This is a genomic window from Nonomuraea sp. NPDC005730, assembly GCF_040630865.1.
Taxonomy (GTDB): Bacteria; Actinomycetota; Actinomycetes; order Streptosporangiales; family Streptosporangiaceae; genus Nonomuraea.
Genome location: NZ_JBEXYK010000003.1, coordinates 107,173 through 125,402 on the forward strand (window position 1 = coordinate 107,173; position 18,230 = coordinate 125,402).

An 18,230-nucleotide genomic window follows, 5' to 3' on the forward strand; every position below is an offset into this window, starting at 1 on the left:
CCTGCACGCTAATGTGTCTGCAATCAGCTGTGCATTTGGAAATACGAGCACCCAAGGGAAAGACTCTTGGGCTTCATCTGTGGGGTAGGCGATCCGTGAGTCCGACTCGCCGTACGACGCGGCGTTCGTTGGCCCGGCGCAGGGTGCCGCGCGCCGCCGCTTTGGCGTTGCTGCTGGCCACTGCTACGGCGTGTGCTAATGACGTTCCCAAGTTCGACTGGTCCAACGGCCTGCTGCCCGAGGGCGTGACCGAGCAGGCCAAGGTCGTTCAGCATCTGTGGAACGGGGCCTGGATCGCCGCACTCGCCACGGGCGTCGTCGTCATCGTCCTGATCGTCTGGGCCGCGATCTTCCACCGCAAGCGCAAGGGGAAGGCCGAGCTGCCGCCCCAGGTGCGCTACAACCTGCCGATCGAGATCCTCTACACCGTGGTCCCGCTCGTCATGGTTTCGGTGTTCTTCTTCTTCACCGCCCGCGACAGCAAGGCCCTCACGGACGTCGCAGGCGACGCCACCGTCAAGGTCAAGGTCGAGGCCTACCAGTGGAGCTGGCGCTTCACCACGACCTACAAGGGCAAGACGTTCCAGCCCGTGGCCGGCATGCCGGTGCACGACTACCGGGACGGCCCCCAGCTGGTCCTGCCGACCAACACCAAGGTCGAGTTCGACCTGTCGACCGACGACGTGATCCACTCGTTCTGGGTGCCCGAGTTCCTGTTCAAGCGGGACATCATCCCCGGCATCCCCGAGGGCAACCCCGGCCGCAAGTTCGAGATCAAGACTCTCGGCGACGACCGCGCGGGCATCTACGCCGGCCGGTGCGCCGAGCTGTGCGGCGTGGACCACAGCCGGATGTTGTTCAAGGTGAAGCTCGTCAAGCAGGCTGAGTTCGACCAGTACATCGCGACCCAGGCTGGGAGTGCCCAGTGACCGCCATCCAAGAACCGCTTCGCGCACCGGTCCGGCCCGTCACCAAGGGCCAGATCATCGCCAAGTGGATGTCCTCGACTGATCACAAGATCATCGGGCACATGTACCTGATCACGTCGTTCGCCTTCTTCCTGATCGGCGGCGTCATGGCGCTGATCATGCGGGCCGAGCTGGCGCAGCCGGGGCTGCAGATCACCAGCAACGAGCAGTTCAACCAGCTGTTCACCATGCACGGCACGATCATGCTGCTGATGTTCGCGACGCCGCTGTTCGCCGGCTTCGCCAACGAGCTGATGCCGCTCCAGATCGGCGCCCCCGACGTGGCGTTCCCCCGCCTGAACATGGTCAGCTACTGGCTCTACCTGTTCGGCAGCATCATCGCCGTGTCCGGCTTCCTCACGCCGGGCGGCGCGGCCTCCTTCGGCTGGTTCGCCTACACGCCGCTGTCGAACGCGATCCACTCGCCCGGCATCGGCGGCGACCTGTGGATCATGGGCCTGGCCCTGTCGGGCCTCGGCACGATCCTCGGCGCGGTGAACTTCATCACCACGATCATCTGCATGCGCGCCCCCGGCATGACCATGTTCCGCATGCCGATCTTCACCTGGAACGTCCTGCTGACCAGCATGCTCGTGCTGATGGCCTTCCCCGTGCTGGCCGCCGCGCTGCTGGCCCTGGAGGCCGACCGCAAGCTCGGCACCCACATCTTCGATCCGGCCAACGGCGGACCGATCCTGTGGCAGCACCTGTTCTGGTTCTTCGGCCATCCCGAGGTGTACATCATCGCGTTGCCGTTCTTCGGCATCGTGACCGAGATCCTGCCGGTCTTCAGCCGTAAGCCGATCTTCGGCTACATCGGCCTGGTCGGCGCCACCATCGCGATCGCCGGTCTGTCCATCACGGTCTGGGCGCACCACATGTTCCCGACCGGGCAGGTCCTGCTGCCGTTCTTCTCGTTCATGACGTTCCTCATCGCGGTGCCGACGGGCGTGAAGTTCTTCAACTGGATCGGCACGATGTGGCGGGGTCACCTGTCGTTCGAGTCGCCGATGTTGTTCTCCGTCGGCTTCCTGATCACCTTCCTGCTCGGTGGCCTGACCGGCGTCATCCTGGCCTCGCCGCCGCTGGACTTCCAGATCAGCGACACCTACTTCGTCGTCGCCCACTTCCACTACGTGGTCTTCGGCACGGTCGTGTTCGCCATGTTCGCCGGCTTCTACTTCTGGTGGCCCAAGTTCACCGGCAAGATGCTCGACGACAAGCTGGGCAAGGTGCACTTCTGGCTGCTGTTCATCGGCTTCCACACCACCTTCCTCGTCCAGCACTGGCTGGGCATGGTCGGCTTCCCCCGCCGTTACGCCGACTACAGCGCGGCCGACGGCTTCACCGACCTGAACATGATCTCGTCGGTCGGCGCGTTCATCCTGGGCGCCTCGACGCTGCCGTTCTTCTACAACGTCTGGAAGACCTGGCGTTCGGGGACCAAGGTCACCGTCGACGACCCCTGGGGCTACGGCGGCTCGCTCGAATGGGCGACCTCCTGCCCGCCGCCGCGGCACAACTTCACCTCGCTGCCGCGCATCCGGTCCGAGCGCCCGGCGTTCGACCTGCACTACCCGCACATGTCCGCCAAGTCCGCCCAGGAGGTGGAGGCCTGATGAAGGTCCAGGGTTGGCTGTTCCTGCTGTGCGGCCTGTTCTTCGCCGGTGTCGACGTCGGCTACTGGTTCTGGACCAAGGCCGCGACCGGCCACGGTGAGCCCGTGGGCACCACCGCCATGGCGATCTCGGTCGGGTTCGCGTTCATGGTGGGCTACTACCTGATGTTCACCGCGCGGCGCATCGGCGCCCAGCCGGAGGACGACAAGCAGGCCGACATCAGCGACGGCGCCGGCGAGATCGGCTTCTTCAGCCCGAGCAGCTGGTGGCCGCTGTTCCTGTGCCTGGCGGCGGCCTTCGCCTTCGCCGGGTTCGTGATCGGCTTCTGGATGTTCCTCATCGGCGTGTTCCTGATCGTCATGGCCATGATCGGGTTCGTGTTCCAGTACTACCGGGGCAACTTCTCGCACTGACAAGCGGCTCGAAGCGGGCGTCCTTCCCATAGGGGAGGACGCCCGCTTTTTCGTGTTCTTTACCAGGTCACGGATGTCGTGAATAGATCACTCAGGGTAATAAGGGAGGAGAAGGTTGGATCTTGGGCGAGGGGGTCACTCGTGAGACGCGTGGCGAATGGATCGGCCGGCCTGCTGGCCCTGGCGCTGCTCACGGCGTGCTCGCTGAGCGGCGCGGCGAACGAGACGAAGGAGCTGACCGCGGTCGCGCGGCAGCCGGCGGTGGGGGTCACGCCGCAGGACAAGGCCGCGAACGTGGCCACCGATCAGCCCGTGGTGGTGTCCGCGCACGGCGGCACGATCAAGAGCGTCCGGGTGGACGGCGGCAAGGCGGGCCGGCTGAAGGGCGTCCTGAGCGGTGACGGCACCCGCTGGCGCAGCACGACCACCGCCCGGCCGAGCGCCGGCTACACGGTCACCGTCGTCAGCGTGGACGCCTCGGGCAAGCAGAGCGAGACCTCCAGCACGTTCACCACGGTCAAGGGCGACAAGACGTTCGACATCCAGACGATCACCCCCAACCGGGACGACACCGGGCTGACGGTCGGCATCGGCATGCCCGTCATGATCGCCTTCGACAAGCCCGTGAGCGACCGGGTGGCCGTCGAGCGCAACCTCACCATCCGCAGCTCCAAGCCGGTGGACGGCGCCTGGCACTGGTTCGACGACAGCCATGTGGACTTCCGGCCGGAGGACTACTGGCCGGCGTACACGAAGGTGCGGCTGGAGGCGAAGCTGGCCGGGGTGCGCGGCGGTCCCGGCCTGTACGGCAAGCGCGACGTCACCCTCGACTTCAAGATCGGCCGCTCGCAGATCACCAGAGGCACCACCGACGAGCACGTGCTGACGGTCCGCCGGGACGGCAAGCGCATCCGCACCATGCCGATGAGCGCCGGGCAGGGCGGCCAGTGGAAGTACTACACCACCTCGGGCGTGCACCTGGCGATGTCACGGGAGCCGGTGACCGTCATGACCTCGCCCGGCATCGGCCCGGGACAGTCGGGCTACTACCAGCTCACCGTCTACAACACCGTGCGCATCTCCAACAGCGGCGAGTACGTGCACAGCGCGCCCTGGTCGGTGGGCTCCCAGGGCAACTCCAACGTCAGCCACGGCTGCGTGAACGTCAGCCCGGAGAACGCGGCCTGGTTCATCAAGAACACCCTGATCGGGGACCCGATCATCATCACGGGCTCGCCGCGGAAGCTGGAGCCCACCAACGGGTGGGGCCACTGGCAGGAGAACTGGAAGGAGTGGCTCAAGTGGAGCACGCTCAAGGACGGTCCCAGCATCACCTTCTGAGCGACTGACCGCCATCCGGGCCCTGAGCAGGCCCTGGAGGCTCTGCCAGGGCCCGCGGGATTCCGTGTCGCCGAAGGAGGTGAGCGCGCCTCAGAGGCACGCTCACGGTCACGACGGGCGGTAGGAGCTGCTGACCTCGATCCAGCGGCGCAGCGTGTCGGCGGCCAGGCCGGAGTCGATCGCCTGCGTGGCGCGCTCGTAGCCCTTGATCATCGCCGTGTCGAGGTCGTCGCCGGCGCCGTCGTGGGCGACCAGCGCGGCCGCGGTGTTGAGCAGGACGGCGTCACGCACCGGCCCCTTCTTGCCGCCCACCACGTCGTGCACGGCCTGGGCGTTGAACTGCACGTCGCCACCGCGCAGCGCGCCCGCGTCGGCCCGGGGGATGCCCAGGACCGCGGGGTCGAACCTGGCCTCGGTGGCCGTGCCGTCGCGGACCACCCACACCGTGGAGGTGCCGGTGATGGTCAGCTCGTCGAGCCCGTCGTCGCCGCGGAAGACCAGGGCGGACACGCCGCGCTCGGCGAAGACGCCGGCGATGACGGGCAGCATGCGGGCGTCGTAGACGCCGATGGCCTGGGCGCTGGGCCGGGCCGGGTTGGTCAGCGGGCCCAGGAAGTTGAAGACCGTCGGGACGCCGATCTCCTTGCGCGCCGGGCCGGCGAAGCGCAGCGCCGGGTGGTAGACGGGCGCGAAACAGAAGGCGATGCCCGCCTCGCGCGCCACCCGCGCGGTCTGCTCGGGCGTCAGGTCGAGCCTGATGCCCATGTGCTCCAGGACGTCGGCGGCCCCGCACAGCGAGGAGGCCGAGCGGTTGCCGTGCTTGACGACCCTGGCGCCCGCCGCGGCGGCCACGATGGCGGCCATGGTGGAGACGTTGACGGTGTGGGCGCGGTCGCCGCCCGTGCCGACGACGTCGAGGACGGGCCCCTCGACGGTGAGCGGCGTGGAGAACTCCAGCATCGTCCGGGCCAGGCCCACCACCTCGGCCACCGTCTCGCCCTTGGCGCGCAGGGCCAGCGCGAAGCCCGCGATCTGGGCGGAGGTGGCGTTGCCCGAGAAGATCTCCCGCATCGCCCAGGCCGTCTCGTCGGCCGACAGGTGCTCGCCGGAAAGGAGCGCGGAGAACAGGGCAGGCCAGGTCGTCCGGGAGTCCATGGGCACCTACTTCGCGTTGAGTCGGGTGGCGGATCGGCGGCGCATCAGGTCGGCGACGGTGTCGGCCAGCACCATGGGCTCGATGGGCTGCGGGACGACGGCGTCGGCCTTGGACCACTCGGCCAGCCAGCGGTCGTCGCGCCTGGCGATGATCAGGCAGACGGGCGGGCAGTCGTAGACCTCGTCCTTGGCCTGACGGGAGACGCCCATGCCGCCGGCGGGCTGGGTCTCGCCGTCGAGGACCGCCACGTCGATGTCGCCGGAGCCGAGCCACTGGTGGACCTTGGGCTCGGTGGCGCACTCGATGATCTCGACGAGGGGCAGGTCGGCCGCCGGCCGCCGGCCGATCGCCTGGCGGACCTCGGCCCGGGTGGCGGCGTCGTCGCTGTAGACGAGGACCCTCATCGTGTCGTCGGTGCTCCCAGAGGACGTCACTGTCGCGCTCACTATCGGTCGAAGCTGTATGGTCACCTGGATCGTACCGTTGCGCCGGGATGCAATCCCAGGCCACCGGGTCTGACAGGCGTTTTGTCCCAATTATCCCAGGTTGATGGCCGGTTTGTTCCTCCTAACGGGGGGTCGTTGGCCGGACCGAACACCGGAGCCGCAATAATGCTGCCCGTGGCGACAGCATCCGCAATAACTTCGACGACGACAGCACAGTCGTACCGGCGGCCGAACCTGGTCAGTGTCGGGACGATCGTCTGGCTGTCCTCTGAGCTCATGTTCTTCGCGGCGCTGTTCGCGATGTACTTCACCATCCGGTCGGTGAGCGAGGGGAAGGGCATCGAGTGGGGCCCTGCCTTCCTTCCTGCAGGCGTAGAGGCAGAAGGCGCTCACCTGAACATCCCGTTCGCGACGGTCAACACGATCATCCTGGTCCTGTCGAGTGTGACGTGCCAGCTGGGCGTGTGGGCCGCGGAGAAGGGGCAGGTCGGCAAGCTCCGCTTCTGGTACATCGTCAGCTTCCTGATGGGCGCGGTCTTCGTCGCCGGTCAGCTGTACGAGTACGGCGAGCTGGCGTCAGAGGGCGCGACCCTGTCCGCCAACGCTTACACCTCGGTGTTCTACCTGACGACGGGCTTCCACGGCCTGCACGTGACCGGTGGCCTGATCGCGTTCCTGTTCATGCTGGGACGCACGTACGCCGCGAAGCGCTTTACGCATGAGCAGGCCACCAGCGCGATCGTCGTGTCCTACTACTGGCACTTCGTAGACGTCGTCTGGATCGGTCTTTTCGCGACCATCTACATCATTCGTTAAGGAACGGGATCTCTGTGACTAGGATCACCGCTTGGCGGCGGCATCCCCTCGCGAGATACGCCGTCCTGATTTTGGCCTTGGCGCTGGTCGGGATGGTATACGCCGCCTTTGTCCAGGCGGGCAAGCCTGCCGACGCGGCGCTGGCGGCAGGCAAGGTCGACGACGTGGCCGAGGGCAAGAGCCTGTTCGTGGCCCACTGCTCGAGCTGCCACGGCATGAACGCGGAGGGCACCAACACCGCCCCCACGCTCGTCGGCGTCGGCGCCGCGGCGGTCGACTTCCAGATGAGCACCGGCCGCATGCCCGCCGGCAACCCCGGCCCGCAGGCGCCGCGCAAGCCCCTGGCCCACTGGGTCAACGAGGAGTCGACCCGTCAGGTCGCCGCCTACGTGCAGTCGCTCGGCGGCGGCCCGCAGGTCCCGGGCAAGGAGCAGGTCGACCCGAAGCTCGGCGACGCCGGCAAGGGCGGCGAGCTGTTCCGGGCCAACTGCATCCAGTGCCACAACTGGGCGGGCGCCGGCGGTGCCCTGACGCAGGGCAAGTACGCGCCCAACCTCAACGAGTCCTCACCGACGCAGATCTACGAGGCGATGGTCACCGGCCCGCAGGCGATGCCGGTCTTCAACGACTCGACGATCACGCCTGAGGAGAAGCGCAGCATGATCGCGTACATCACCCAGGTCCGTGAGCAGAAGGACCCCGGAGGGTTCGGCCTCGGGCGCATCGGCCCGGTCACCGAAGGTCTCGTAGCGTTCGTGGTAGGCATCGCCGCCCTAGCCCTCGCCGCCATCTGGATCACCGCGAAGAAGCGACAGAAGTCATGACAGACAACGAGCACGAGATCGAGCAGCCGGACGAACGCGTGCCCAAGCGCGTCATCGGCACTCCCGCGCCGGGCACGTCGATGCTGGGCGCCGCGGAGAAGGAAGACGTCGCCGACCGCGACGTCCCAGGCGTGACGCTGCAGGACGAGACGAAGGCCGGCAAGGCCGAGAAGATCGTGGCGCTCTGCTTCGCGATCACGTTCCTGGCCGGCATCGCCTTCCTCATCTCCTACGTGGTGTTCCAGGTCGGCAGCCCTGAGGCGACGGGGGTCTCCAACCTCGCCCTCGGCGGCACGCTGACCCTGGCCGTCCTCGGCCTGGCGGTCGGCATCGTGGTCTGGGTCCGCCAGATCATGCCGAAGTACGCGCTGGTCCAGGAGCGCCACACGATGGCCTCCGACGAGGACGACCGCGAGGTCGTCTCCGAGACGTTCCTGCAGGGCGCCAACGAGAGCGGCTTCGTCAAGCGCAAGCTGATGCGCCGCACGCTGCTGCTGGCCGCCGCGCCGCTCGGCCTGGTGCCGCTGGTGCTGCTGCGCGACCTCGACAACTCCAAGATGCCCGCCGCGAAGTTCAACAAGCTGCTGCGCCACACGGTCTGGGGTGAGAAGACCAAGGAGGGCAAGCCGCTGCGCCTGGTCGTCGAGGGCACCGGCCAGCCGATCCGCGCGGCCGACTTCAACTCGCCCGGCGGCATCCTGTCGGTGGTGCCCGAGGGTTACGAGCACGACCTCAACGCGCTCGCCAAGGCCACGCTGATCCTGATCAAGTTCCGTCCGGAGGAGCTCAAGAGCGGCGTCAAGCAGAACTGGACGCACGACGGCATCGTCGCCTACTCCAAGATCTGCACGCACGTCGGCTGCCCGGCGGCGCTCTACGAGCAGACCACCCACCACATCCTGTGCCCGTGCCACCAGTCGACCTTCGACGCGGCCGACGGTGCGAAGGTCATCTTCGGCCCGGCCGCCCGGCCGCTGCCGCAGCTGCCGATCACCGTCGACGGCGAGGGCTATCTGATCGCCCAGGGTGACTTCAACGTGCCCGTCGGTCCCAGCTACTGGGAGCGCGGCGACGCCGAGGCCGAGGCCAGGGAGAAGGGAGGCCAGGCATGAGCGACCTGAACGCCGTACCGAAGGCCATCGCCGGGCCGTCGACCTTCCTCGACGACCGTCTGGGCGGGGCGAACTTCCTCAAGCGCAACCTGCGCAAGATCTTCCCTGACCACTGGTCGTTCCTGCTGGGTGAGATCGCGCTCTACTCGTTCATCATCCTGCTGCTCACCGGTACGTTCCTGACGCTGTGGTTCAAGCCGAGCATGGGCGAGATCGCCTACGACGGCTCGTACGCGCCGCTCAAGGGCGTCATGATGTCGGAGGCCTACGCGTCGTCGCTGGAGATCAGCTTCGACGTCCGGGGTGGTCTGCTGATGAGGCAGATGCACCACTGGGCGGCCCTGCTCTTCGTGGCCGGCATGACGGTGCACATGCTGCGGGTGTTCTTCACCGGCGCCTACCGCAAGCCGCGCGAGCTCAACTGGATCATCGGCGTGCTGCTGCTGACCCTGGCGCTCGCCGAGGGCCTGACCGGCTACTCCCTCCCCGACGACCTGCTCTCCGGCGCCGGTCTGCGGATCACCGAGGGTGTGGCGATCTCGCTGCCGCTGGTGGGCACGTACATCACGTTCTTCCTGTTCGGCGGGGAGTATCCGGGCGGGGACGTCATCTCCCGGTTCTACTCGCTGCACATCCTGCTCATCCCGGGCATCCTGCTGGCGCTGGTCTCGGCTCACATGGTGCTCATGTGGGTGCAGAAGCACACGCAGATGCCGGGCAAGGGGCGCAACAACAAGAACGTGGTGGGCGCGCCGTTCTACCCGGCCTTCATGGCCAAGGCGGGCGCCTACTTCCTGTTCACGCTCGCCGTGGTGTCGGGGCTGGCGACGTTCGCCCAGATCAACCCGATCTGGTTGTTCGGGCCGTACACGCCGGCGGACATCTCCGCCGGTTCGCAGCCCGACTGGTACATGGGCTTCCTCGAAGGCTCGCTGCGGCTCATGCCGCCGTGGGAGTGGAACCTGTTCGGCACGGCCCACGCGGGCACCTTGCCGATGAGCGTGATCATCCCGGCGCTGGTGCCGATGGGCATCATCATGACCGGTCTCGCGCTCTACCCGTTCATCGAACGGTGGGTCACCGGGGACCACCGCGAGCACCACGTCGCCGACCGCCCGCGCAACAACCCCCACCGCACCGCGATCGGCATCTCGGCGATGACGTTCTACGGTGTGCTGTGGCTGCTCGGCGCCAACGACGAGATCTCGGCGAACTTCCACGTCAGCCTCAACTGGACGACGTACATCGGCCGGGTGCTGGTCTTCGTCGCGCCGGCGCTGGCCTACCTGATCACCTACCGCATGTGCCTCGGCCTGCAGCGCAGCGACGCCGCGGTCATCGGGCACGGTGTGGAGTCGGGTGTCATCAAGCGGCTGCCGCACGGTGAGTTCATCGAGGTGCACACGCCGGCGTCCGACGACCTCGAGGCCCACATGCGGGGCAAGGAGGCCGTGCCGGCCCTGCCCGTGGACGAGGACGCCTCCGGCATCCCGCCCAAGGGCATGCGCGGCCCGCTCGGCAAGCTCCGCGGCCGGATGTCCAAGGCGTACGGCGGGGAGAAGATCCCGCTCGACGACGGGCACCACGGCGAGCACGGGGAGCACGGCGAGCACGCCGCGATCGGTTCCGGCGACGACCGGAGCCTCACCCACTAGGGTTTCGCCTGATCGAGATCGGCCCGGACGGGGTTTCCCCGTCCGGGCCGTTCCGCGTTCCGGGCCGCCTGCCGAGGACGGCTCGGGCCCGGGAACGCGTCGGGCCCGGCCGTGGGACGGCTCGGGCCCAGAAGACGGACGCAGAAGACGGACGCAGAAGACGGTCGCAGAAGACGGTCGCAGAAGACGGTCGCAGAAGCGAACGCGGGGACTTACGGGGAAATTCAGGCGGGGACCGCAGGGGAGCGGGTCAGTCGGCCTCGGGGAAGCCGATCGAGAAGGCGGCGTCGAGGTCGTGCCTGGAGTAGGTGCGGAAGGCGATGTGGGTCTCGGTGTGCTCGACGCCGTCGACCTTGTTGACCCGCCCGGGGATGACCTCGGCCACCTCCTCGTAGCGGGCGACCCTGACCATGGCGAGCAGATCCCATTCGCCGGTGATGGAGTAGACCTCGCTGACCCCGTCGATCTCGGCGATCGTCTGGGCGACCTCCGGGATCCGGTCTACCTCGGCCTTGATGTGGACGATTGCCGTGACCATGCATTAACTGTATCCGGTCATCGCAAAGGCCGTCCCTCTCGGTCGCGCCGCTGATCAAGCCCGCGGTAGGCCAGGTCGATGCGGGCCTTGTGGCGGGCGGCGCCCCGGGCGGGCATCGACCACACGCCGTCGACCTCGACCAGCCGCACGCCCGGCGACTCCAGCCAGCGCAGGATGCACTCGGTCTCCTCGGCGCTGGCCGCGTGCACCGGGCCGGGGCCCGGGATGACGGCCTCCGCCATGGCCTTGAGCGAGGCGACGAACGGCGTGGGATGGGCGCCCTTCGGCATCACGCCCGCCGCGGCCAGCCGGCCGTAGCGGACGACGTGGATGTCCCAGCCGCCGTCGAAGGCCGGGCTGGCGGCCACCAGCTCGGGGATGCGGGTGATGGCGCTCAGGCGCTGCATGCGGGCCGCCGCCCGGACGAACGCGGCCAGCCGGTCGCGGTCGACGGACGCCTCCTCGTAGCGCTGCTCGACCGACAGGCGCTCCATGCGGGCCGACACGGCGGTGTAGACGAGCGAGGCGTCGGAGGTCATGGCCCGGCGGGCGCTCTCGACGTGCGCCGCGTACTCCTCCGGGCTCTCCTTGCCCGCGCAGGGCGCGCCGCAGCGGCCCATCTCGTGCAGGACGCAGGCGGCCCGGCGGGTGCGCAGGCTGATCGGCTGGGTGCACTGGCGCAGCGGCACGGCCTCGTGCAGGGCGATGCGGGCCTCGTCGGCCAGGCGTGAGCTGCTGAACGGGCCGAGGTAGGTGGCGTCGTCGTCCTTCAGCTCGCGCACGATCGACAGGCGGGGGAAGGGGCCGGCGGTGAGCTTGAGCCAGACCATCTTCTCCGGGAAGCGCGAGCGGCGGTTGTAGCGCGGCTTGGCGCCGCCGATCAGCCGCAGCTCCCTGACCTCGGCCTCCAGCCCGGTGGCGCAGACGACGTGGCGCACGCGCTCGGCGATGCCGATCATCTCGCGGATGCGCGGCCGGGTCTCGCCGGCCGTGAAGTAGGAGCGCACGCGGTTGCGCAGGTTGGTGCTCTTGCCGATGTAGAGCACCTCGCCGCGGTCGTCCTCGAAGAAGTAGACGCCGGGGGCGTGCGGGACGGACTCGGCCAGGTGGCGCTTGCGCTGCTGCTCCGGCGTGGGGGCGCGGACGAACGACTTCAGCTCCTCCAGCGTGTGGACCTGGAAGGAGCCGGCCCGCTCGATCAGCCCGTGGAGCACGTCGACGGTGGCCCTGGCGTCCTGCAAGGCGCGGTGGCACGGCTCGGTGGGGCTGCGGAAGAACCGGGCCAGGGTGGACAGCTTGGCGTTGGGCGTCTCGTCGCGGGTCAGCACCCGCCGGGCCAGGTCGACGGTGTCGACGACCGGGTTGGCGGGCGGGGGATAGCCGTGGGCGGCGCAGGCGGCCTTGACGAAGCGGGTGTCGAAGCCCGCGTTGTGGGCCACCAGCGTGGAGCCCTTGATGAACTCGAGGAAGCTCGGCAGCACCGCCTCGATGCGCGGGGCGGCCACCACCATGGCGTCGGTGATGCCGGTCAGCACCGAGATGAACGGCGGGATCGGCCCCCCGGGGTCGATCAGCGTGGAGAACTCGCCCAGCACCTCACCCGCCCGCACCTTGACCGCGCCGATCTCGGTGATCGAGTCTTCGGCCGGCGAGCCGCCGGTGGTCTCGAGGTCGAACACGACGAACGTGACGTCGCTCAGCGGGGTGCCGAGCTCGTCGAGGGTGCCTTGTACCGCGTCCACGTTCCAAGACCATAGAGAGGGGGACCGACAGTTACTCCGGCGGACCACGCCGAAGCGCGGGGAAAGCGGCCGAGAGGGCGAAGGGGGGCGAACGGGAAACGTGCTCGAATAACCATCCTTCTTGATCCTTAGTTACCCTTCCCTTTATGTCCGCGGGAAGACTTGCCGGCCGCTACGCCCTGCTGCGCCCACTCGGCGCCGGCGGCATGGGGAAGGTGTGGCTGGCCAAGGACGAGATGCTCGACCGCGAGGTCGCGGTCAAGGAGCTCACCCTGCCCGAGGGCATGCCGCCCAAGGACCGCGCGGACGCGGTCACCAGGGCCGTGCGCGAGGCGCAGGCCACGGCCCGGCTGCGCCATCCCGGCATCGTGGCGCTGCACGACGTCATCGTCGAGCACGAGCGGCCGTGGCTGGTCATGGAGCTGCTGCGGGGCCGTACGCTGGCCGACACCGTGCGCGAGTTCGGCCCCATGCCCCCCGAGTACGCCGCCCGCGTCGGCGCCGACGTGCTGGAGGCGTTGCAGGCCGCCCACACCCAAGGGCTGCAGCACCGCGACGTGAAGCCGGGCAACGTGTTCCTCACCGACAGCGGCAGGGCGGTGCTGACCGACTTCGGCATCGCCCGGCAGGAGGGGCAGTCCACGCTCACCGAGCAGGGGCTCATGATCGGCTCGCCCGGGTTCATCGCGCCCGAGCGGCTGGAGGGCGAGCCCGGCGGCCCGTCCAGCGACCTGTGGTCGCTCGGCGCGACCCTGTTCGTCGCCGTGACCGGCGGCAACGCCTACCAGGGCTCGGTCGCCGAGCGGGTCAGGGCGACCGTGACGCAGCCGGTGCCGCTCGCGGCGGGGCCGCTCGGGCCGCTGCTGGCCGCCATGATGGCGCGCCATCCGGGCGCCCGTCCCGATCCGCGCAACGTCGTGCACGCGCTCAGGCAGGTGGCCGCGGGCGGCCCCCCGCCGGTCCTGGCGGCCGGCGAGCAGGCGACAGCGCCCCGCCGGGTGGGGCGGCGCGGGCGGCCGCTGCTGCTGTGGGGCGCGGTCGCGGCCGTGCTCGTGGTCGCCGCCGGGGCCACCGGCTTCGTCGTGCTGCGCGACGACGACGGGCCGCCGGCCGCGTTCACCGTGCCGATGGACGTGTGCACCCTGCTCACCCCGCAGGACGTCGGCGGCCTGCTGCGCACCCAGAGCCCGCCCAAGGCCCAGCCGGACAGCAACGAGGTGGGCCCGGAGTGCGGCTGGCCGGCCGCCGGCACCGGCGTCGGGCTGCAGGTGCAGAAGGACTCCGACACCGTCGATCCCTGGTCGATGACCGCCGCCACCGCCCGCACCCTGTTCCAGAACCAGAAGCGCTACTGGGCCACGTACGACCAGATCGACTGGACCTGGCCAGAGATCGGCGTCAAGACCAACATGCGCTCCACGCGCACCACCGTCCACGACCTGGCGGGCCTCGGCGAGGAGGCGTTCGCGTTCGAGCTGAAGGGCGGGACCGGCCGCGTCCACTCGGCTCACGTCTACTACCGGATCGCCAACCTGGTGGTGGCCGTCCAGTACGCCACCCTGGCCGACAAGCCGACCGACGAGGACGTCCGGCAGGCGGCGATCAAGGCGGCACGGGCGAGCGAGCAGGCGTTGCGCCGTGCGAAGTGACCACTACCTGCTGGCCGGCCGCTACCGGCTGGTCGAGCAGCTCGGGCAGGGCGGCGCGGGCACGGTGTGGCGGGCGCTGGACGAGACGCTCGACCGCGAGGTCGCCGTCAAGCAGGTGCGGGTGCCGCCGGGGCTGAGCCCCCACCAGCGGGCCGAGTTCGCCGGCCGCGCCATCCACGAGGCCAGATCGGCCGGACGCCTGCGCGACCCGGCCATCGTGCTCGTGCACGACGTGGTGCTCGACGGCGACCAGCCGTGGATCATCATGGACCTGGTCACCGGCCGGTCCCTGGACAAGGTGATCAGTGAGAACGGCCCGCTGCCGCCCCCGTACGCGGCCCGCATCGGGCTGCAGGTGCTGTCGGCGCTGGAGGTCGCGCACTCCCACGGCATCCTCCACCACGACGTCAAGCCGGCCAACATCCTGCTCGACGCCGACGGCTCGGCGATGCTGACCGACTTCGGCATCGCCGTCCCCCTGGGCGGTCAGGGCGACGGCGCCGGGAGCGGCGGCTCGCCCGGCTACATGGCGCCCGAGCGGCTCAACGAGCAGGCGCCGGGCCCGGCGTCCGACCTGTGGTCGCTGGGCGCGAGCCTGTACACCGCCGTGGAGGGGCGGGCGCCGTTCGAGCGGCAGCTTCCCGCGGCGGTCGCGGCGGCGGTGCTGCTGCACGATCCGCCCTTCCCCGCGCGGGCGGGCCGCGAGTTCGGCGGGCTGCTCATGGCGATGCTGGCCAAGGAGCCCGCCGCCCGTCCCACGGCGGCCCAGGTCCGGCAGGTGCTCAGCGGCGCGCCGGTGCGCTCGGGCCCGGTCCCCGGGCGTCGCCGGCGGTGGTCGCTGCCGGTGGCCGTCGCGTCCGGCGTCGCGCTGCTCGGCGCCGGCTGGTACGCCGTGGACGCCCTGGCCGGTCAGCCGGAGGCCGGCCGGTACGCCGCCGCCCCCGACCCCTGCCGACTGTTGAGCGACGCCCAGGCCGCCGAGCTGGTGCGGGGCGCCGTCCGGCGCAGCGCCACGCGGGACGGCGAGTGCCAGTGGGTCGCGGGGCTGGAGGAGCGGCGGGGCCGGCGGATCACCGTACGTACCTGGATCGAGAAGCCCGACGGCGACCTCGGCGGGCCGCAGGTGGCCGCGCGCCGGTTCACCAGCGAGAAGGGCACCAGGAACGCGGCGCAGGGCACCCGGGCGCGGGCGGCCGCCGGCGAGGTCGTCGACGTCGCGGGGGTGGGGGAGGCCGCGTTCGTGCAGAACCGGTTCCAGCTGTTGATGTCCTCCAGCACGGTCGGCCGGTCCGACAGCACCGTGCTCTTCCGTTCCAGCAACCTGCTCGGTGAGGTGGTCTGGCACCGCGACGAGGTGTCGGTCAAGACGCCGGTCGACAAGGAGACGGCCCTGCGGATCGCCCGGCTGGTCTCCGGGGCGCTGCCGGGATGACCGTCAGGCGTGCTGCAAGGGGCGTTTCGCCATGTCTCACCGCAAGTCACGGCAATCTCAGGAGTCGCAGTGAATCCCGGTAGCGAGTACGAGCCGCCGACCACCCCTCGTCCGGTGCCGGGCCGGCGGTTCGAGCCGCAGGGAAGGCCACCGACGCCACCGCCCGGTTCGCCCCCCGCGCCGCAACCGGGCCCGCCGCCTCGCCCGCAGTCGGGCCCCCAGCCCGGCCCGCAGTGGGGGCCGCCGCCGGAGCCGCGGTGGGCGCCGCCGGGGTTGCCGCCCACCGGGCCGATGGGCGGGCCGCCGGGGCCGCCCGCCGGCCGGCCCGGACGCCGCCCGGCGTGGTTGCTGCCCACCCTCGCCGCGGCACTCGTGGTGGTCGTGGCCGGCGGCGGCGTGGGAGCCTACCTGCTGCTGTCCGGCAAGGGCGGCGCCGGGACGGCCGCCGGACCGTCGTCGTCGGCGGCGCGGTCCGTGGTGCCGGTCGCCGCCGCGCCCGGCCCGGACGCCTGCTCGATGCTGCCCGTGGACGAGGCCGAACGGCTGGCGCCCGGCGCGACGGTGACCAAGTCCTCCAAGGACTCCGACTACACCGTCGCCTTCACCTGCAACTGGCAGAATCAGCGCATCTCCTTCGGCGAGTTCTGGCGCAGCAGGGAGATCGACGTCAGGATCGAGCAGCACAAGGGCGAGGGCGCCAAGACCGGCCGCTCGATGGCCCAGAACGCCTACGAGACGGACTACCGCGGCGCCAAGTACGGCGCCACCGCCAAGCCCTCGCTCGACCCCGACGAGAAGGAGTACGTCTCCCCGGTCAAGGACGTCCCCGGCGTCGGCGAGGGCGCGTTCGCCCAGTACACCTGGCGGCGCGACGGCAAGCTGCTGTGGTACTCCTTCGGCCAGGCCCACGCCCAGGTCGGGGACATGACGATCCGGGTCAGGTTCCAGGCCGGGCAGCAGCGCAAGGACGCGCAGATCCTGTCCAACGAGAGCACCAGGTCCATCACCGAGGAGAACGCGATCCGCGAGGTCGGCGGCCTGATCGCGTACTTCGCCAAGGGCGTGGCCGGCTGGCAGGCGCAACATCCCGGCGTGCTGGCCAAGCCCGACCAGGCCGCGGCCACCCAGTCCCCGACCGCCCGCCCGACGCCCTCGCCCACGGAGCTGGCCGCCTTCCCGCCCGCCTGCCAGGCCGTCACGGAGGCCGCCACCCGCCTGGTGCCGAAGCCGGCCACGAGGGCGCGCGCCACCGAGTCGGGCAACGACGACGAGACCGAGTGCCGCTGGCTCAACCTCGACCTGCCGGGCACGGCCGGGAACGTCAGGATCCGCAGCATGCTGATCACCACCCACCGCTTCACCAACCGGGCCGGCGCGATCGACCCGGGCGCGGCCAAGGCGTACTACGCCGGTGAGTACGGCGGCGACAAGAACACCGCCGGATCGTCCATCGGCGGCATCACCTGGGGTGACCTGAGCGACATCGAGGGGCTCGGCGACCAGGCCTACGGCCAGTTCGTGCAGACCAGGCAGGGCGAGGTGTCGGCCTCCAGCGGCACGGTGACCGCGCGTACCGGCGCGCTGGTGGTCAGGGTCGACTACTCCGGCGCCGAGCGGCCGAAGAGCGCGCCGGCGAACTCGCCCAAGGTCCGGCTCATGCCGCGGAAGGAGGCACAGGACGGCGCGCTCGCCCTGGCCAAGGCGTACCTGGCCGAGCTGGCCGAGCAGCCGGCCGGCAGCTGAACCCGCGCGCGGCGCACGTCACCGACCTCGTGCGGCAGCGGCGGCGTGCCCGGCGGCACGGTGAACTGCGGGACGCGGCCCCGCGCCACAGTGGCCCGAGGATCAGGTCGTGCCGGGTATCCGCTCAGTCCTCGGGGTCGCGCAGGCCGACGCAGTCACGCGCCCAGAAAGCCTCTGAGTAGACGAAGGTGCCCGTCATCCACGGCTCATACGCGGACAACCGGGCGACCTGGAACGCGGCTTCAGGGATACGCAGCGACGGCGGACGGAAGCCCACCGCGCCGGCACCCTCGAAACCGCGCGTGCCGTAGTAACGTGGCGAACCCTCCAGGAACACCAAGGGCACACCCTGGCTGTCGGCCGCCTCAAGGGCGTAGGCGATGAGCCGAGTACCGATCCCCTGACGCTGGAACTCCGGGACCACGCCCAGCGGCGACAGGGACAGGACGTCCACGATCCGGCGCGGAGCGTCCAACCGCGTCGCGCTCAACAGGACATGCCCCACAACCCGGTCATCAACGGTCGCGACGAAGGACATCGGCGCCAACGCGGCCTCCGCGACGCGAAGTGCCTCCACGAGCCCGGGAACCCGCTCGCTGTCGCCGAATGCGCGCGCATGAACCTCCCGCACATCCCGGTGATCGTCAGCGGTCTCCTGCCGGATCACCAGCCCGGCACCATCGGGAGCGATCCGGGAGCCGCCAGGCGCAACGTATGACGTCATGGGCGCGAGGGTAGAGCACGGCGCGGCTCCCGCGCGAGGTCGTTGGAGCCGC

Annotated in this window: 16 protein-coding genes; 11 read left to right on the plus strand and 5 right to left on the minus strand. The window is 70.0% G+C overall.

What is annotated here, in order from left to right:
• Positions 1 to 95: 95 nt before the first annotated feature.
• From ABZ444_RS05505 to ABZ444_RS05520, 4 genes are all read left to right on the plus strand, one after another.
• A complete protein-coding gene (locus ABZ444_RS05505) occupies positions 96 to 929 on the plus strand; it encodes a cytochrome c oxidase subunit II (RefSeq protein WP_357993077.1) in 834 nt (277 codons plus the stop codon).
• Complete coding sequence (ctaD, locus tag ABZ444_RS05510; protein WP_352326600.1) at positions 926 to 2,587, plus strand: cytochrome c oxidase subunit I; 1,662 nt, start codon at positions 926 to 928, stop codon at positions 2,585 to 2,587. The genes ABZ444_RS05505 and ctaD overlap by 4 nt, the downstream gene beginning before the upstream one ends.
• On the plus strand, positions 2,587 to 3,000 hold the full coding sequence (locus ABZ444_RS05515) for a cytochrome c oxidase subunit 4 (RefSeq protein ID WP_357993081.1): 414 nt from the start codon (positions 2,587 to 2,589) through the stop codon (positions 2,998 to 3,000). The genes ctaD and ABZ444_RS05515 overlap by 1 nt, the downstream gene beginning before the upstream one ends.
• Before the next feature lie 141 nt (positions 3,001 to 3,141).
• Positions 3,142 to 4,341: an Ig-like domain-containing protein gene (locus ABZ444_RS05520; RefSeq protein ID WP_357993084.1), complete on the plus strand. Its 1,200-nt coding sequence runs from the start codon at positions 3,142 to 3,144 to the stop codon at positions 4,339 to 4,341.
• A gap of 108 nt (positions 4,342 to 4,449) precedes the next feature.
• On the opposite strand, the gene trpD is transcribed toward ABZ444_RS05520, so the two are convergent.
• Positions 4,450 to 5,496, minus strand: a complete 1,047-nt coding sequence (trpD, locus tag ABZ444_RS05525; RefSeq protein ID WP_357993087.1) for an anthranilate phosphoribosyltransferase — start codon at positions 5,494 to 5,496, stop codon at positions 4,450 to 4,452.
• 6 nt (positions 5,497 to 5,502) lie between these two features.
• Positions 5,503 to 5,901 carry a hypothetical protein gene (locus tag ABZ444_RS05530; protein WP_357993090.1) on the minus strand — a complete coding sequence of 133 codons (399 nt, stop codon included), beginning with the start codon at positions 5,899 to 5,901 and terminating at the stop codon, positions 5,503 to 5,505.
• Between the two features lie 207 nt (positions 5,902 to 6,108).
• Here ABZ444_RS05530 and ABZ444_RS05535 point away from each other — a divergent pair, with 207 nt between their 5' ends.
• Genes ABZ444_RS05535 through ABZ444_RS05550 form a run of 4 tightly spaced genes read left to right on the plus strand, consistent with a single transcriptional unit; the run spans position 6,109 to position 10,350 of the window.
• Positions 6,109 to 6,759 (plus strand): heme-copper oxidase subunit III, encoded by a 651-nt coding sequence (locus ABZ444_RS05535; RefSeq protein WP_357967700.1) that lies wholly within the window; start codon positions 6,109 to 6,111, stop codon positions 6,757 to 6,759.
• Positions 6,760 to 6,773: 14 nt separating this feature from the next.
• Entirely contained in the window at positions 6,774 to 7,583 is an 810-nt protein-coding gene (locus tag ABZ444_RS05540) for a c-type cytochrome (RefSeq protein ID WP_357967702.1), read from the plus strand.
• Positions 7,580 to 8,695, plus strand: coding sequence for a Rieske 2Fe-2S domain-containing protein (locus ABZ444_RS05545; RefSeq protein WP_357967705.1), 1,116 nt, complete (start codon positions 7,580 to 7,582; stop codon positions 8,693 to 8,695). Before ABZ444_RS05540 ends, ABZ444_RS05545 begins: the two co-directional genes overlap by 4 nt.
• A complete protein-coding gene (locus ABZ444_RS05550) occupies positions 8,692 to 10,350 on the plus strand; it encodes a ubiquinol-cytochrome c reductase cytochrome b subunit (protein ID WP_357993093.1) in 1,659 nt (552 codons plus the stop codon). Before ABZ444_RS05545 ends, ABZ444_RS05550 begins: the two co-directional genes overlap by 4 nt.
• Before the next feature lie 250 nt (positions 10,351 to 10,600).
• On the opposite strand, the gene ABZ444_RS05555 is transcribed toward ABZ444_RS05550, so the two are convergent.
• Together ABZ444_RS05555 and ABZ444_RS05560 are read right to left on the minus strand one after the other, a co-directional pair.
• Complete coding sequence (locus ABZ444_RS05555) at positions 10,601 to 10,888, minus strand: Lrp/AsnC ligand binding domain-containing protein (RefSeq protein ID WP_357993096.1); 288 nt, start codon at positions 10,886 to 10,888, stop codon at positions 10,601 to 10,603.
• 17 nt (positions 10,889 to 10,905) lie between these two features.
• Entirely contained in the window at positions 10,906 to 12,630 is a 1,725-nt protein-coding gene (locus ABZ444_RS05560) for a DEDD exonuclease domain-containing protein (protein WP_357993099.1), read from the minus strand.
• Positions 12,631 to 12,776: 146 nt separating this feature from the next.
• Here ABZ444_RS05560 and ABZ444_RS05565 point away from each other — a divergent pair, with 146 nt between their 5' ends.
• The 3 genes from ABZ444_RS05565 (at position 12,777) to ABZ444_RS05575 (ending at position 17,454) form a co-directional block, all read left to right on the plus strand.
• Positions 12,777 to 14,279 carry a serine/threonine-protein kinase gene (locus tag ABZ444_RS05565; RefSeq protein WP_357993102.1) on the plus strand — a complete coding sequence of 501 codons (1,503 nt, stop codon included), beginning with the start codon at positions 12,777 to 12,779 and terminating at the stop codon, positions 14,277 to 14,279.
• Entirely contained in the window at positions 14,269 to 15,711 is a 1,443-nt protein-coding gene (locus ABZ444_RS05570; protein WP_357993105.1) for a serine/threonine-protein kinase, read from the plus strand. The genes ABZ444_RS05565 and ABZ444_RS05570 overlap by 11 nt, the downstream gene beginning before the upstream one ends.
• Before the next feature lie 69 nt (positions 15,712 to 15,780).
• The gene (locus tag ABZ444_RS05575; RefSeq protein ID WP_357993108.1) at positions 15,781 to 17,454 is read left to right on the plus strand and encodes a hypothetical protein; all 1,674 of its coding nucleotides are present in this window, start codon (positions 15,781 to 15,783) and stop codon (positions 17,452 to 17,454) included.
• A 124-nt stretch (positions 17,455 to 17,578) separates the two neighbouring features.
• Here ABZ444_RS05575 and ABZ444_RS05580 read toward each other — a convergent pair whose 3' ends face one another.
• Positions 17,579 to 18,178: an N-acetyltransferase gene (locus ABZ444_RS05580; protein WP_357993111.1), complete on the minus strand. Its 600-nt coding sequence runs from the start codon at positions 18,176 to 18,178 to the stop codon at positions 17,579 to 17,581.
• Positions 18,179 to 18,230 lie beyond the last annotated feature (52 nt).

Bases quoted from the DNA above. Each gene is read 5' to 3' on its own strand.
- ABZ444_RS05545 (WP_357967705.1), top strand. From the start codon at position 7,580: ATGACAGACAACGAGCACGAGATCGAGCAGCCGGACGAACGCGTGCCC.
- ABZ444_RS05550 (WP_357993093.1), top strand. From the start codon at position 8,692: ATGAGCGACCTGAACGCCGTACCGAAGGCCATCGCCGGGCCGTCGACC.
- ABZ444_RS05580 (WP_357993111.1), bottom strand. From the start codon at position 18,178: ATGACGTCATACGTTGCGCCTGGCGGCTCCCGGATCGCTCCCGATGGT.
- ABZ444_RS05535 (WP_357967700.1), top strand. From the start codon at position 6,109: ATGCTGCCCGTGGCGACAGCATCCGCAATAACTTCGACGACGACAGCA.
- ABZ444_RS05530 (WP_357993090.1), bottom strand. From the start codon at position 5,901: ATGAGGGTCCTCGTCTACAGCGACGACGCCGCCACCCGGGCCGAGGTC.
- ABZ444_RS05515 (WP_357993081.1), top strand. From the start codon at position 2,587: ATGAAGGTCCAGGGTTGGCTGTTCCTGCTGTGCGGCCTGTTCTTCGCC.
- ABZ444_RS05565 (WP_357993102.1), top strand. From the start codon at position 12,777: ATGTCCGCGGGAAGACTTGCCGGCCGCTACGCCCTGCTGCGCCCACTC.
- trpD (WP_357993087.1), bottom strand. From the start codon at position 5,496: ATGGACTCCCGGACGACCTGGCCTGCCCTGTTCTCCGCGCTCCTTTCC.
- ABZ444_RS05555 (WP_357993096.1), bottom strand. From the start codon at position 10,888: ATGGTCACGGCAATCGTCCACATCAAGGCCGAGGTAGACCGGATCCCG.